Genomic DNA, 14,527 nt, shown 5'->3' with positions numbered 1-14,527 from the left:
GTCCTTCAAGCGATCTTCAGCAGCACGGGCTTGCCGTCCTTGACCTGCTCGTAGCGGAAGCTGGCCTCCGCGACATCGCCGATATCGGTGAAACGGCAAGGGCCGCTGGCGCCGACGTAATCGACGCTGCCGCCGCCGGCCAGGATCTTGATGCCGGCCGCCGCGTTGTCGACCCGCTGGCCGCCGTCCGCCGCCAGCTTGCGTATCGCGTCCTTGATGGCCGCCCCGGACGCCGCCTTGGCCTGCGCCATCGCCATGATGACCAGGTTCGCATGGTCATAGGACTGCGCCGTGTAGGGATCGGGGCTGTCGGAATTGACGATCTTCTTCAGGCGCGCGTAGGCGGTGCCGTCCGCCGCGGGCGACGGCGCGATGGTGAAGATGCCTTCCACCGTATCCTTGGGCACGGACTCGATCAGCTGTTTGTTGACGGTATAGGCATACGACAGCATCTTGCCCTGGTAGCCGGCGCGGTACAGGTCCTTCACCAGCACCGAGGTATCGGCCACGTAGCCGCCCAGCACCAGCATGTCGGGCTTGCTGGCCAGCGCCTTGTCCACTTCGGTCCGGTAGCTGGCCTTCTTGTCCTCGTACACGACGGTCGTGACCGTGCCGCCCGCGGCGGCCATCGCCTTGGCCATGTTTTCCGTCATCGACTGCACGAAGGGCGTCTGCGGCGTCAGGTAGACCACCTTGCGGGCGCCCTGCGACAGCGCGAACTCGCCGAACTTGCGGCCTTGCAGCGTGGTCGTCGGCTGGGTGCGGAACAGATAGCCCTGGTGCGGCAGGTGCGTCAAGTTGTCGGCGCCCGACGCGCAGGCGATCACCGTCTTGCTCTCCCAGCACAAGGGCGCCACCGCCTGCGTGACCGGCGACGACCAGACGCCGATGATGGCCACGACCTTGTCGACGTCGATCAGCTTGCGCGCCGCGCGCACCGCGGCCTCGGGATTGGTCTGGCAGTCCTCGCGCACCAGCTTGATCTGCCTCCCCAGCACGCCGCTGGCGGCATTCACTTCGTCGACCACGGCGGCGATGGCCTGCTGCATGGGCGGGCCGTACTGCGCGCCCGAGCCGGACAGGGGCGAAAGCGCGCCCAGCATGATCGGGTCGGTGGCCTGCGCGTAGGCGCCGCGCAGGATATAGGGCTGCGCCCCCAGCGCGGCGCCGGCGGCGGCCAGCTTCAGGAAACGGCGGCGGTACGGAAGGTTGGACATGGCGTAATCCTCGAAGCTCTGAATGTCAGCGATCTGACGGGTGATGGTGGTCGGCGCCGCCCAGGAACATGCGGCGGGTATCCGGATCCGCGGCCAGGTCGCGCGCGGCGCGGTCGGCGCGCTTGGCGCCGGTGACCATGACGATGCCGCGATCGGCGATATCCAGCGCGGCCAGCGCGTTCTGTTCGATCATCAGGATGGTCAGCCCGCCGTCGGCCAGTTCGCGCACGGTATCGAACAACACTTCGCAGGCGGCGGGCGACAGGCCCGCGGACGGCTCGTCCAGCAAGAGCATGCGCGGTTCGCCCATCAGCGCCATGGCCATGGCGACGACCTGCCGCTGGCCACCGGACAGCGTGCCGGCCGCCGCGCGCCGCTTGTCGCGCAGCACGGGAAAGCGCTGGTACATGGCGTCGATGCGGGCTTCTTCTCCCCGGCCGTGCAGATAGGCGCCCATTTCCAGGTTCTCGCGCACGGTCAAGCCGCCGAAGACGTTGTTTTCCTGCGGCACGAAGCCGATGCCGGCGCGTGCGCGGGCCAGCGGCGTCTGCACCGACAGGCGCCGGCCTTCCAGTTCGATGCTGCCTTCGGCCATGTGGTGCAGGCCGGCGATCAGTTTCAGCAAGGTCGATTTGCCGGCGCCGTTGGGCCCCACGACGACGACCAGTTCGCCCGGCGCGATATCCAGGTCCACGCCCTTGACGACGCGATCGGTGGGCGTATAGCCGCCGGCCAGGCCGCGCACGCTCAACAGCGGAGCCGCGTTCGCCGCCGCCGTCATTGCGCCGCCCTCGCCGCATGCCGGCGGCCCAGGTAGGCGTCCTGCACGGCGGGATTGGCGATGACGTCGTCATAGCCGCCGCGCGTCAGGAAAGCGCCTTCGGCCATGACCACGACGTCGTCGCACAGCAGCCGCACCAGCTCCAGGTCGTGCTCGATCAGCAGCACCGTCAGGCCGTCCTCGCGCAGGCGGGCAAGCTGCTCGGCGATTTCGCGGGCCAGCGTGGGATTGACCCCGGCCATGGGTTCGTCCAGCAGCAGCATGCGCGGCTCGGCCATCAGGGCGCGGCCGATCTCCAGCAGTTTCTTCTGGCCGCCGGATATGTCGACCACCAGGTGGTCCAGCACGTGATCGAGCTTCAGCCGCCGGGCGACCTGGAAGGCCTGTTCGCGCAGCGCGGCCTCGCGGCTGCGGGCGTCGGCGCTGCCCAGGCAGGCGGCCAGCAGGCTTTCGCCCGGCTGGTGCTTGCCATAGAGCATCAGGTGCTCGAACACGGACATGCGCGGGAAGCCGCGCGCCAGCTGGAAGGTGCGGACCAGCCCGGCGCGTGCGATGCGGTCGGGGCGCCAGCCCAGGATGGGGTCGCCATGGAATTCCACCGATCCGCGCGCGGCGGGCAGCAGGCCGGTGATGCAATTGAACAAGGTGGTCTTGCCGGCGCCATTGGGGCCGATCAAGCCCGTGATGGCGTTTTCGCGCACCGTGAAGGTCGCGTCATTCAGCACCCGCAGACCGCCGAAGCGGACATTCAACTGCCTGATATTCAACACCGGCCGGTTCCCGCGACGAGCGGGCCGCGGCGGAAGTACCGTCGCGCCCACCAAGGATTGGATCCAATATCCTGGATATACTAGTCGCGTTCCGGGCGGCGCCGCAATCAGGCGGTCATTAGGGATTTCCCCCTGGCGCGGCGCATCGCCGCATCAGTCCCTGGAGATCCGGCTGGCCATCGAAGGACGCCATCAGCGCCAGGACGTCGGCGACGCCGGCCTCTCCCAGGGCGGGCTGCGCGATGGCGCGGAACTTGGCGAAGACTTTCTCCGACTGCGCCGCCTTGTCTTCGATCGGCACGCCGCAGTCGTAGGTCAAGGTGGAAGACGCGCCGCCATGCACGATGGTGACCGTGGAATCGCTCAGGCTCATCCCCGGCACCAGCCTGACGCCGACCTTCGCCAACATGGCGGCGACGGAGGGATCGCTGACGCGCCCCCAGGTCCGCAGGCTGCCCGTATCGATGCCCAATATGGCGAAGGCCGCCGTCGCGCGCAGGCTGAACTTGGCCTCCAGCGCGGTGGCCGGCTCCTGGATATTGCAGATGGAGCAGCCTTCTCCCGCAACCACGTCGATGCGGGAAACCTGGTCCGCGGTTATGCCATGCGCGGCGCGCAGCGCGACGATGGCCTCTATGGTCGAGTGCGTGCTGTAGCAGGCCGCGTGGAACTTGAACAGGTTGTTCAGGATATGGAAGCCGCTGGCGGGCGGCGACGTCGCCAGGTCGACGTGGAAATCCTGGCCGTGCACGGCGGCGTAACCCTGGCGGCATTCCAGGATGTCGGTCCTGCCGATGAAGCCTTTTTCGGCCAGCAGCACCGCGCGCAATCCGGCCTGCGACGCCAGGCCGGCGTGCAGGGGCTTGGCCATGCTGCCGAACATGGCCTTCAGGCCGGCAGCCTGCGTGGCGGCCACGCCGACCGCGTGGCACGCCTGGACGGGCGACAAGCCGGCCAGGTGGGCGCATGCCACGGCGGCGCCCAGGCAGCCGATGGTGCCGGTCGCATGGAAGCCGTTCGCATAGTGCGCGGGTTCGACCAGCGCGCCGATGGCGCAGGCGAACTCATAGCCCGCCACGAAGGCGGCGATCACATCCGCGGGCGCGCGGCCGCGCTGTTCCGCCAGGGCCAGCAACGCCGGCAGGATGGCGGCCGACATGTGGCCGGGCACCGTCAGGTTGACGTCGTCATAGTCCAGCGCATGCGACATCGTGCCGTTGACCAGCGCCGCCTGCGCCATCGTGCCGCGCCAGGCGCGGCCCAGGACGGTGGCCTGGGCATGGCCGCCCTCTTCCCGCGCCAAGGCGTCGACGATGCCGCTGACCGGTTCGTCCAACGCGGCGAACGTGCAGCCCAGCCAGTCCACTAGGCAATCCCGGGCGACGGTACGCACGTCGGCGGGCAGCGCGTCGTGCCGAATCGCCAGTGCGCGCGCCACGAGCAGGCGCGTCAGCGACGCATCGGCGCCGCGGGTGGTAGTCACGGGCTCCGGGGCCTTGCCGCTATTGGCGTCCATGAGACCTCAGTCCTCCAGGTTGATGCCGGCGTCCTTCAGCCGCGTGCCCAGCTTCGCGATGTCGGTCTTGAGCATGTCGGCCACCTGGGGCGGCGTCATATAGGTGACGACGTTGCCCTGCGCGGCCTGCTGCTTCTGGTACGCCGCATCGCTTGCCATCGCCTTCAACGCCGTATTCAATTTTTCGACCACATTGTCGGGCGTCCCCTTGGGGGCGAACATCGCGTACCAGATCGGAAAGACCATGTCGGGATAGCCCTGCTCCGCCAGGGTCGGCACATTGGGCAGGAAAGGCAGGCGCTTGGCGGACGTCGTCGCCAGCGCCACCAGCGTGCCGTTGTCGATCGCGGCCTTCACCGCGTCCGTATATCCCGGGCCGGAAATGGAGACCACGCCCGCCATGGTGTCGGCCATCGCCGGGGCGGCGCCCTTGTACGGCACGTGCAGGAGCCTGATGCCGGCGCGGTGCGCGAACAAGGCGATGGGCAGGTGCGTGGTGCCACCTATGCCGGCCGAGCCGAAGCTGTAGACGTCGGGTTTCTTCTTGGCGGCCGCGACCAGGTCGGCGATGGTCTTGATGCCCAGGTTCTTGTTGGCGACGATGACGTGCGCCGACTCGGCAACGCTGCCTATGGGCGCGAAGCCGTTGGGATCGAACGGCAAGGGATTTTTAGCCGAGCGCGTATACGGGAAGATAGCCATCGAATTCACGGCGAACAGCAAGGTGTAGCCATCCGGCTTGGCGCGGTTGACGGCATCCGTGCCGATCACGCCGCCGGCCCCCGGCATCGACATGACGACGATGTTCTGTCCGATGCGCTGCGACAGCGCCTGCGCCATGACGCGCGCCGCCACGTCGGTGGGACCGCCTGCCGAATACGGCACGATCAGCTGTATGGGCCGGTCGGGATAATTGCCCTGGGGCTGCGCGTGGGCGCCCGTCGATACGGCGATGGCGGCCATGGCGAGTACGCCGCCCAGGCCCAGTGCGGCCCGGCGGTTGTATTGTCGGTTCAACATGCTTGTCTCCGTTGTTTTTGAATTGATTTTTGTCGCGCGCCGCGCTGCCGCTATGTGGCATGCGCGGCGGCGTGCTCCCCTGCCCGCCGGCCGAATACCGCGCCCCGCAGCACGGACGTGGCCCCCGGATAACGCCCGTAGTACAGGCCCATCGTTTCGCCGGCGGCGTACAGGCCCGGCAGTATGCACCCTTCGTTCTTGACCACCTGCGCGTTGGCATTCACCTTCAATCCTCCCAGCGTGAAGGTGTTGGCCGAAATGATCGGATAGACGTGGAAAGGCGGAGTATCCAGCGGCACGGCATAGTTGGACTTGCGCGGCGACAGCCCGCGGGTGGCCAGGCCGTCCAGGATCTCCGGATTGAAGGTGCCCGCGCCGCAGGCGCGGTTGTATTCGTCGATGGTGCGTTGCGCGGCCTCGCCGTCGAAGCCCAGCTTCCTGCCCAGCGACGCGATGTCCGGCGCCGTTTCCGGCGGCTGGTCGCTGCGCACGCAACGCTTCCAGTTCGGAATGCGGTTGATCTTGTCGTCCAGGATGCAGTAGGCGATGCCCTTCTTCTGCTCGGCGATCAAACGTATGGTTTCTTCGTAGTGGGCATCGATGGTGCCGGGCGCTTCATCGATGAAGCGCTTGCCGTCGCGATTGATCAGCACGCCATAGGGATACACCATGACCAGCGCTTCGGACGCGCTCGATCGCGGATCGATGGGTTGGCCGTGGTATTCGGCGAAGTCGCCCGACGGCGCCGCGCCGATACGCAGCGCCATCTTGATGCCTTCGCCTTTGTTGTAGTAGCCGCCGGGGGCGACGGGACGCAGGTAGCGTCCCTTCGCGCCTATGTAGCGGATGACCATTTCCGAATTGCCCTGGAAACCGCCGCAGGCCAGGATGACGGCATTGCAATGGAAGCGGTGCGGCACGTTGGCCGTGTCCGTGGCCTTCAGGCCGCAGACCTTGCCGTCCTCCGACTGCAGCAGCTCGCAGGCGGTCATCTCGTAGAAGAAGCGCACCCCCGCCTTTTCGGCGCAGGCCGTCATGGTTTCCACCAGCTGCAGGCCACCGCCGTTGACGGCGATACGCGGCGAAGGACGCGGCGTCAGGCCATAGAAGCCGGCTTCGCCGAAGCTGATGCCATGCGCCTTCAGCCACGCGATGGCATGGGGCACGGACTCGGTGAAGGTGGAGATCAGCTCGGGATCCGTGAACGGCAGCGCCTTCACGACAGGCGACCAGTTCTCGTAGTCGCGCACGGTGGATTCGGCGAAGTCCGGCTGGATGTAGTAGCCGCTGTTGTCGATCAGGAGCGATTCGAAGTCGTGCGCGAGCTCCGTTTCGCTCTTCATGCGCAGGTAGGCCTCCGTATATCGGGTGTTGCCGCCGCGTTCTTCATAGGTCGACCTTTCCAGCAGGGCGACCTTGGCCCCGGCTTCGGCGGCGGCCACCGCCGCGCTCAGGCCCGCCACCCCGCAACCCACCACCACGACGTCGAAGCGGGATTCTTCTTGCGCAACCATATGCGTTTTCCTGGTCATGAAAATATGCGCCCAGTGTTGGTGATTTCGGTGGGGGTCTCAATCGATATTTTTGCTGGCTTGCATGATCTGGAGTCATGCGAAGCGTGCATAGATATCGTGCTGGGATAGGCGTACTTGCTGTGTATAGTCAGCGCTGGATCGCATCACACAGAAGACGGGAGACAGCGATGCAGCATGAGTTTCCGGAGCTGGGCGCGCTGGTGGCGCACGCCGACATCGACAATGAAACGCCGGCGGCCAGGACCGCGATCGACCAGGGCATACGGGCTTCCCTGCTGTGCACGCTGTTCGGCATCGAACGGGAGAACTGGGTCTGGCCTTTCCGCGCACGTGACGATGCGGAAGATGCGGGCGGAAACGACGACCAGGACGATGCGGCCCGCCGCATCGACGGCATGCTGGGGGGCCTGCTCGAACCGCTCGATCGCATCGGCCATCTCGGGACACTGGCGGGCGCGTCCGACCTGGACCCCATGGATCCGGGTCCTTCGCACACAGTGTTGCCCGCCACGCTGGCATCCTGCGCGGCGCACAAGCTGATCGGCGCGCGGACCGGCGGGCTTGCCGCGGACGATGCCGACGCCCGGACGGCCTCCGCCGTCCTGGCGGGCATCGACGCCGCATGGCGTTTCCGCGGCGCGATTACGGGAACGCGGCCGGGCGTGGGCTTCCACAGCCCCGGCGTCTTCGGCACGCTCGCCGCGGCGGCCAGCGCGGCGCGCATGCTGCGCCTGCCGCCCCAGGCTTGCGTCAACGCGCTGGCCATCGCCTTGACGCGCGCCTCCGGACTCGCGGTCAACAGCGCGGCGTCCATGATAGGCATGACACACTTCGGCTGGGGCGCGCTGCATGGGCTGGAAGCGGCGCTGCTGGCTGCGCGCGGCTGGGAAGCGTCGCGCGATTTCCAGCGCGGCCTGGGCACGCTGTTCGGGCAGGACCACGTCGATGCCGCACGCCTGTCCGTCGCCGGCCCCAAGGCGGCGGAAGCGCTGGTTTTCAAGCGCTATCCCTGCAACATCTACCTGAACCTGCTGGTGGCGATCCTGGAAGAAGTCGTCGACGGCGGACCGGTCGAGCGCATCGAGATCGACATGCCCTGGGTGCCCCACCTGGATTGCCCGGCGCCCAGGGACTTGCGGCAGGCGCGCAACAGCGCTCAGGCGGTGGCCGCGATCGCCGGCGCCGGAGATATTTCCTATGCGGCCTTTTCCGGGCCCGCGGGCCCGTGGATGCCGGCACCGGCGGCGGCGGCGCTGTTGCCGCGGATCGAGCTACGCATGGATCGCGACGCGCCCACCGGACTCAAGAACGCCGTGATCGGCGCGCGCATCTGGCGCGGCGGCGCGATGATCCATGAAGCCAGGCGCTCGATGCAGGACCTGCGCGGCTGGGGTATCGAACATGCGCGCCGGCTGATGGGGCCCGACGATCCGCATGGCGGCGTGACCGCGCTCTACCAGGGGTCGTATGTCGGCGCCTATGCGCACGTGCAGGCGCGGCTGGCGAGCATCGCGCCCGCCTGATGCCCGGTCTACGGCCCTAGGCGGCCGCCGGCTGCGCGGTGGCCGTGGCGATTTCGTCCAGCAGCCAGCCGCGGAAAAGCTCCAGCGCCGGATCGCCGCAGTGCCGTGGCGAGCTCATCAGGTAGTAGGTGCGCTCCGACGCGACCTCGTGGAGGAATATCCGCCGCAGCGTCCCATTGGCAAGCTCGCCCTGCACCAGGAAGCTCTGCGCCAACGCCACGCCCAGGCCCTGCTCCGCCGCCCGGTAGGCCATGGCCGAGGACTCGAACTTCATGCCGCCTTCCAGCGGCACGTCCTGCGCGCCGACCGCGCGCAGCCATACGCCCCAATCTTCCGGGCGGGCCAGCGAGTGCAGCAGCGTCGCGTTTTTCAGGTCGCCCGGCACGCGCAAGGGCCAGGCCGCCGCCATCGACGGCGCGCCCACGGCGATCAGGCGGTAATCGAACAGCCTGTCGCTGCGGATGCCATCATCCACGCGCCCGGCCACCGCGCGTATCGACGCATGGATGTCGCTGTGCTCGAAGTCCAGCGGCGCCACCGACGCCGTCAGCCGCACCTCGATTTCCGGATTGATTTCCTGGAAGCGCCCCAGCCTAGGGATCAGCCAATACATGGCGAAGGTGGAAAAGGCCTGCAGGTTCAACACGTTCTGCCGGCCGGAGAATTTCAGCCGCCGCGTCGCCAGGTCGATGCGCGCGAAGGCGTCGACGACGTCGCGCATATAGGCCTCGCCATCCGGGGTCAGCGTCACCGCGCGATGGTTGCGATAGAACAGGGGGATGCCGAACAGTTCTTCCAGGTTGCGCACGTGCCGGCTGATGGCCGACTGGGTCAGGAAAAGCTCCTGCGCCGCCTTGGTGAAACTACGGTTGCGCGCCGCCGATTCGAAGGCCCGCAACGCGGTCAGCGGCGGCAGCCGCGACATGGACGGATGTTCCACGATGCCTGGGCTTCCATGAGTCAGAGTCATGCAGCGTAGCATAAGAAGTCGTTTGAGCTTATCGGTGTCAACCCAGAGAATGGACGGCTGCACATCCGGAGACACCCCTATGAAACGCTACCAGCTCTTCATCGATAACGAGTGGCGCGACCCGCGGTCCAATGCGTGGTTCGAAACGCATGACCCCTACTCCGGAGCGGCATGGGCGGAGATTCCGCGCTGCAACGCGGACGACGTCGACCTGGCGGTAAGCGCCGCGGCGCGCGCCTTCGAAGGGCCCTGGTCCACCATGTCCGCCAGCGATCGCGGCATGCTGCTGCACCGGCTGGGCGCGCTGATCGAACGCGATGCCGAGCACCTGGCGGCCGTCGAATGCCGCGACAACGGCAAGCTGACGCGCGACGTGCTGGGCCAGATGAAGTACATGGCCAAGTACTACTACTATTTCGGCGGCCTGGCCGACAAGATCCAGGGCGCGGTGGTCCCCATCGACCGGCCCAAGGTCTACAACTTCATCCGCTACGAGCCCATGGGCGTGGTGGCCTGCATCACGCCATGGAATTCGTCGCTGCCGCTGACCACCTGGAAGATGGCTCCCGCGCTGTGCGCCGGCAACACCGTGGTCTGCAAGCCGTCCGAATACACGTCGGCGTCGCTGTTCGAGCTGGCCAGGCTGTTCGAAGAGGCCGGCTTTCCGCCGGGCGTCTTCAACACCGTGACGGGGTTCGGCGCCGAAGTCGGCGATCCCCTGGTCCGCCACCCCGACGTGCACCGCATCGCCTTCACGGGCGGCGACGAAGCCGGACGCAAAATCTACGCCACCGCCGCGCAAAGCCTCAAGCGCGTCTCGCTGGAGCTGGGCGGCAAATCGCCCAACATCGTGTTCGACGACGCCGACCTGGACGAGGCCGTCAAGGGCGTGATCGCCGGGATATTCTCCGCCACGGGCCAGACCTGCGTGGCCGGCTCGCGCGTGCTGCTGCAGGAATCCATCCACGACGCCTTCGTCGAACGCCTGGCCCGGATCACCCGGACGGCGAAAATCGGCGACCCCGCCGATCCCGCCAGCGAAATCGGGCCCATCACCACCAAGCCGCAGTTCGACAAGATCCGCGACTATATCGAGGTCGCGAAGCAGGAAGGCGCACGCTGCGTGGCCGGCGGGCGCACCTTGTCCGGGCCGGGCTATGGCGCCGGACAGTTCATCGAGCCGACCATCTTCGTCGACGTCACCAACGACATGCGCATCGCCCAGGAAGAGGTGTTCGGCCCGGTACTGTCGGTGCTGAAATTCAAGGACGAGGAAGACGCCATCCGCATCGGCAACGACATCCGCTTCGGCCTGGCGGCCGGCGTCTGGACCACCAGCCTGCATCGCGCCATGCTGATGTCCGAACGCCTGAAGGCCGGCACGGTGTGGATCAACAATTACCGGTCCAGCAGCTACACCACGCCCTTCGGCGGCGTGAAGCACAGCGGTATCGGCCGCGAAGGCGGCATCGACTCGGTCAAGGAATTCATGGAAGCGAAAAGCGTCTGGATCTCCACCGACCTCAAGATGCCGAATATCTTCGCGGGCGAATAAGATAAGGGCTGACGAAGCCCGCCCGCTGCCGGGGCGCCTGTGCGCGCAGGAAAGCGCGCCGGCGCTGGACTGGTAGCCGCGACCCCCGCCTGGAAGGCATATGGAAGAAAAACCGGATGTTCCCCTGCTCTTCACGCCGCTGACGCTGCGCTCCGTCACGCTGCGCAATCGCATCGTGGCGTCGCCCATGTGCCAATACCATTCCGTGGATGGCGGGCCGGGCGCATGGCAGACGATCAACTTCGGCAAGTTCGCCGTGGGTGGCGCGGCGCTGGTGTTCGGCGAGGAAACCGCGATCGAACCCCACGGCCGCAAGACCTATCAGTGCGCGGGCCTGTGGAACGACGAGCACGTGCTTGCGTATCGCCGCATCAATGAATTCATCCTGGAACAGGGCGCGGTGCCCGCGGTGCAACTGGGCCATTCCGGTGGCAAGGGGTCCTGCCATGGCGCGCTGCAGGACTTCGCGCCGCTGACCGACGCCAGCGCGGAGGCGGGCACGCCACCCTGGACCTGCATGGTGCCGAGCCTGCGCGAACCGCCGCCCGTGTGGCCCCGGATGCGCGAAATGGACGCCTCCGACATACGCCGGCACCTGCAGGACTGGAAAGAAGCGGCCGCGCGCGCGCTGGACGCCGGCTACCAGATCCTGGAAATCCATGGCGCGCACGGCTACATCATCCACCAGTTCCTGTCGCCGCTGACCAACCGCAGGCAGGATGGCTACGGCGGCTCGCGCGAAAACCGCATGCGCTTCGCGCTGGAAGTCGCGGAGACGGTACGCGCCGCCTGGCCGGATCACCTGCCCTTGTTCTTCCGCGTCTCGGCGGTGGACGGCCGTGGCGGCATATGGGATATCGACGATACCGTGGCCCTCGCCGCCGCGCTGCGCGATCGCGGCGTCGATGTCATCGACTGCTCGTCGGGGGGCCTGTCCGGCAATACCGCCATGCCCGTGGTGCGGCGGGTGCCGGGCTACCAGGTGCCTTTCGCCGAAGCGGTGCGCAGCCAGACCGGCTGTCCCACGATGGCGGTGGGCCTGATCACGGAAGCCGAACAGGCCGAAGCCATCCTGCGGGCTGGCCAGGCCGACCTGATCGCGCTGGCGCGCGAACTGATATGGAACCCGAACTGGCCCGTGCATGCGGCGGTGCGCATGATGGGCCAGGACGCCTACCGGCTGTTGCCGCCAGAACAATCGATGCGGTTGATCCGGCGGGAAGTCATCGCCGCCATGCCGCTGAACCGCACGGGCGCGCCGGCGTCGCCCAGCGACGAGGCCTTGAGCGAACGCATCTGAAGCGGTCCTGGCGCCGGGCTGCCTTTCAATGACCTGTCGGCGGCCGCCGCTGTTGTATTCCGCGCAGATGGCGGTCTCATCACGCAACGGATCACGCGGCAAGCGCGGCGTTTATTCGTATCCTCGCATCTCCGACGCGGGCGTCCAGACGCACCGCATAACGAAAAACACATCGGAGACAGAGCATGAAATCCCGTCGAGCATTCCTGAAAACCGCCACCGGCCTGGGCATGGGCTTCTGCTCGTGCGGGCTGCTGGATGCAGCCCGCGCGCAGACGCCAGCCGCGCCCAGGCACCTTCCCGTCACCGTCAACGGCAAACGCGTACGCACCGTCGATACGCATGCGCATTGCTACTTCCAGGACGCCATCGACCTGATGGGCGCAGACGCCAAGGGCGTGCTCCCGCCGGTGAAGGGCGTGCCGGAGCACTTCATCGCGGCGTCCGACAAGGACGCCGTCCGCAAGCGCCTGGCCGCCATGGACGCCATGGGCATCGATATGGAAGTGCTGTCCGTCAATCCCTACTGGTATCGCAAGGACCGCGATACCTCGGCCGCCATCGTCAAGATCCACAACGCGCGGTTCGCGGAACTGTGCGCGGCCTATCCCCAGCGCTTCGCGGCCTTCGCCTCGCTATCGCTGCAATATCCCGACCTGGCGGTACAGGAACTGGAAACGGCCATCAAGACGCAAGGCCTGCGCGGCGCAGCCATCGGCGGCAGCGTCAACGGCGAGGAATTCGCGGATCCGAAATTCCATACCGTCTGGGCCAAGGCCGAGGAACTGGGCGCCGTGCTCTTCATCCATCCGCAGAGCACGCCCGAACTAGCCAAGCGGTTCAAGGGCAACGGCTGGATGTCGAATGTGATCGGCAATCCCCTGGACACCACTATCGCGCTGCAACACCTGATCTTCGAAGGCGTGCTGGACAAGTACCCGCGCCTGAAGATCCTGGCCGCGCACGGCGGCGGCTACCTGGGATCGTATGCGCCCCGCATGGATCACTCGTGCTTCGTCTCGCCGCAGAACTGCAATCCCGACATCGTCTTGAAGAAAAAGCCGACGGAATACCTGAACCAGCTGTACTTCGACAACCTGGTGTTCACGCCGGAAGCCTTGCGCCACCTCGTGGCGCAGGTCGGCGCCAGCCAGGTCGTGCTGGGCACCGACCATCCCATCCCCTGGGAAGATCATCCGGTGGACCAGGTGTTCGCCACCAAGACGCTGAGCGACGCGCAGCGCGTGGCGATCCTGGGCGGCAATGCCCAGCGCCTTCTGGGATTGCGGCTCACCTGAGCGGCGGAAGGTTCAGCGCGCGGCCGGGCGGGCGCGGCCGCGCGGCGTGGGAGTGGTTGGAGCGGTCGGAGCAGCGACTGCGATGCTCCTGCGCTTGCGCGCCGCCGGACGCTGGGCCGGCCGAGTGCCGCGCGACATGGCCTCGCGGCGCAGCAAGGCCGCGAAGGCCAGGCTGGCGCGCGATTGCGGCACCGCGTTGTTGAACAGCAGGCCGGGCGTGCGCATGGGCGTGGGGTTTTCCAGCGGGATCACCCGCAGCGCCGGGTTCAGCGCGGCGGCACCCGCCACGACGATGGTGCCGACCTGCATGCGCCCGGCCAGGCCGACCATCGCGGCGATCGAATTCATTTCCGCGATCACGACGGGCTCGGCACCCGCGGCGGCGAAGCATTCGTCCAGCATGCGCCGGGTGGAGAACCCGGGCGGCAGCAGCACCAGCGGCTCCCGATGCAATTCGATCATGCGTATGCGCCGGCGATCGGCCAGCGGATGCTGCTCGCCCACGACGAGCACGAGCTCTTCGTTGAACCAGGGTTCGAACTGCAGCGCGCTGGACGCCGCCGGCCGGTAGGCCACCCCGAAATCCAGTTTTCCGCCTTCCAGCTGCGCCGCGATGGCATCGGCGGGCAGCTCCTCGATCACGATCCTGACGGCCGGACTCTGCAAGAGGAAGCGTGCCACGCAATCCGGAATGAACTCCAGATTGAAGGTATGGGTGGTACCGACCCGCACTTCGCCCATCATCGAAGCCGTATCGCGCTTGAGTTCGCCCAGGCCCATGTCCACTTCCTTCAGGGCGCGCGCCGCGTAGGCCACGAAGGACTCGCCGGCGGGCGTCATCACGACGCGCTTGCCGATGCGCTCGAACAGGCGCTGGCCGACTTCCTCTTCCAGCTGCCGGATCTGGTGCGACAGCGTGGACTGCGTGACGTGCACACGCTCCGCCGCCCGCGTGAAGTTCAGGGAGCCCGCCAGGGCGATGAAATACCGAAGGTGCCGCAGTTCCACCGCTGTCTCCCCAGGCTCCGCTGGTTGTCTGTCC

At 67.2% G+C, this 14,527-nt stretch carries 12 protein-coding genes; 4 read left to right on the top strand and 8 right to left on the bottom strand.

What is annotated here, in order from left to right:
* Positions 1–5: 5 nt before the first annotated feature.
* From CAL12_RS13340 to CAL12_RS13315, 6 genes are all read right to left on the bottom strand, one after another.
* Positions 6–1,217, bottom strand: a complete 1,212-nt coding sequence (locus CAL12_RS13340) for an ABC transporter substrate-binding protein (protein ID WP_086064886.1) — start codon at positions 1,215–1,217, stop codon at positions 6–8.
* A 25-nt stretch (positions 1,218–1,242) separates the two neighbouring features.
* On the bottom strand, positions 1,243–1,998 hold the full coding sequence (locus tag CAL12_RS13335; RefSeq protein ID WP_086064885.1) for an ABC transporter ATP-binding protein: 756 nt from the start codon (positions 1,996–1,998) through the stop codon (positions 1,243–1,245).
* On the bottom strand, positions 1,995–2,768 hold the full coding sequence (locus tag CAL12_RS13330) for an ABC transporter ATP-binding protein (protein ID WP_086064884.1): 774 nt from the start codon (positions 2,766–2,768) through the stop codon (positions 1,995–1,997). The genes CAL12_RS13335 and CAL12_RS13330 overlap by 4 nt, the downstream gene beginning before the upstream one ends.
* A 118-nt stretch (positions 2,769–2,886) precedes the next feature.
* Complete coding sequence (locus CAL12_RS13325) at positions 2,887–4,284, bottom strand: MmgE/PrpD family protein (RefSeq protein WP_086064883.1); 1,398 nt, start codon at positions 4,282–4,284, stop codon at positions 2,887–2,889.
* A 6-nt stretch (positions 4,285–4,290) separates the two neighbouring features.
* Positions 4,291–5,304: a Bug family tripartite tricarboxylate transporter substrate binding protein gene (locus CAL12_RS13320; RefSeq protein WP_086064882.1), complete on the bottom strand. Its 1,014-nt coding sequence runs from the start codon at positions 5,302–5,304 to the stop codon at positions 4,291–4,293.
* 50 nt (positions 5,305–5,354) lie between these two features.
* Complete coding sequence (locus CAL12_RS13315; RefSeq protein ID WP_086064881.1) at positions 5,355–6,818, bottom strand: FAD-dependent oxidoreductase; 1,464 nt, start codon at positions 6,816–6,818, stop codon at positions 5,355–5,357.
* 188 nt (positions 6,819–7,006) lie between these two features.
* On the opposite strand from CAL12_RS13315, the gene CAL12_RS13310 reads away from it, so the two are divergent.
* Entirely contained in the window at positions 7,007–8,362 is a 1,356-nt protein-coding gene (locus tag CAL12_RS13310) for an MmgE/PrpD family protein (protein ID WP_157792977.1), read from the top strand.
* A gap of 16 nt (positions 8,363–8,378) precedes the next feature.
* On the opposite strand, the gene gcvA is transcribed toward CAL12_RS13310, so the two are convergent.
* Positions 8,379–9,332, bottom strand: coding sequence for a transcriptional regulator GcvA (gene gcvA, locus CAL12_RS13305; protein ID WP_157792976.1), 954 nt, complete (start codon positions 9,330–9,332; stop codon positions 8,379–8,381).
* A 79-nt stretch (positions 9,333–9,411) separates the two neighbouring features.
* Here gcvA and CAL12_RS13300 point away from each other — a divergent pair, with 79 nt between their 5' ends.
* The 3 genes from CAL12_RS13300 to CAL12_RS13290 all read left to right on the top strand — a co-directional run bounded on the left by CAL12_RS13300 (position 9,412) and on the right by CAL12_RS13290 (position 13,485).
* The gene (locus tag CAL12_RS13300; protein WP_086064878.1) at positions 9,412–10,887 is read left to right on the top strand and encodes an aldehyde dehydrogenase; all 1,476 of its coding nucleotides are present in this window, start codon (positions 9,412–9,414) and stop codon (positions 10,885–10,887) included.
* A gap of 100 nt (positions 10,888–10,987) precedes the next feature.
* Positions 10,988–12,187 carry an NADH:flavin oxidoreductase/NADH oxidase gene (locus CAL12_RS13295; RefSeq protein ID WP_086064877.1) on the top strand — a complete coding sequence of 400 codons (1,200 nt, stop codon included), beginning with the start codon at positions 10,988–10,990 and terminating at the stop codon, positions 12,185–12,187.
* A 185-nt stretch (positions 12,188–12,372) separates the two neighbouring features.
* Entirely contained in the window at positions 12,373–13,485 is a 1,113-nt protein-coding gene (locus tag CAL12_RS13290; protein ID WP_086064876.1) for an amidohydrolase family protein, read from the top strand.
* 12 nt (positions 13,486–13,497) lie between these two features.
* Here CAL12_RS13290 and CAL12_RS13285 read toward each other — a convergent pair whose 3' ends face one another.
* Entirely contained in the window at positions 13,498–14,493 is a 996-nt protein-coding gene (locus CAL12_RS13285) for a LysR substrate-binding domain-containing protein (RefSeq protein WP_086064875.1), read from the bottom strand.
* Positions 14,494–14,527: the final 34 nt, after the last annotated feature.

The organism is Bordetella genomosp. 8 (assembly GCF_002119685.1).
GTDB lineage: Bacteria > Pseudomonadota > Gammaproteobacteria > Burkholderiales > Burkholderiaceae_B > Bordetella_C.
Note: the sequence above shows the minus strand (reverse complement) of the source record. Positions and strands in the feature narration are given on the sequence as shown.

Bases quoted from the DNA above. Each gene is read 5' to 3' on its own strand.
- CAL12_RS13340 (WP_086064886.1), bottom strand. From the start codon at position 1,217: ATGTCCAACCTTCCGTACCGCCGCCGTTTCCTGAAGCTGGCCGCCGCC.
- CAL12_RS13335 (WP_086064885.1), bottom strand. From the start codon at position 1,998: ATGACGGCGGCGGCGAACGCGGCTCCGCTGTTGAGCGTGCGCGGCCTG.
- CAL12_RS13325 (WP_086064883.1), bottom strand. From the start codon at position 4,284: ATGGACGCCAATAGCGGCAAGGCCCCGGAGCCCGTGACTACCACCCGC.
- CAL12_RS13320 (WP_086064882.1), bottom strand. From the start codon at position 5,304: ATGTTGAACCGACAATACAACCGCCGGGCCGCACTGGGCCTGGGCGGC.
- CAL12_RS13315 (WP_086064881.1), bottom strand. From the start codon at position 6,818: ATGGTTGCGCAAGAAGAATCCCGCTTCGACGTCGTGGTGGTGGGTTGC.
- CAL12_RS13310 (WP_157792977.1), top strand. From the start codon at position 7,007: ATGCAGCATGAGTTTCCGGAGCTGGGCGCGCTGGTGGCGCACGCCGAC.
- gcvA (WP_157792976.1), bottom strand. From the start codon at position 9,332: ATGACTCTGACTCATGGAAGCCCAGGCATCGTGGAACATCCGTCCATG.
- CAL12_RS13300 (WP_086064878.1), top strand. From the start codon at position 9,412: ATGAAACGCTACCAGCTCTTCATCGATAACGAGTGGCGCGACCCGCGG.
- CAL12_RS13295 (WP_086064877.1), top strand. From the start codon at position 10,988: ATGGAAGAAAAACCGGATGTTCCCCTGCTCTTCACGCCGCTGACGCTG.
- CAL12_RS13290 (WP_086064876.1), top strand. From the start codon at position 12,373: ATGAAATCCCGTCGAGCATTCCTGAAAACCGCCACCGGCCTGGGCATG.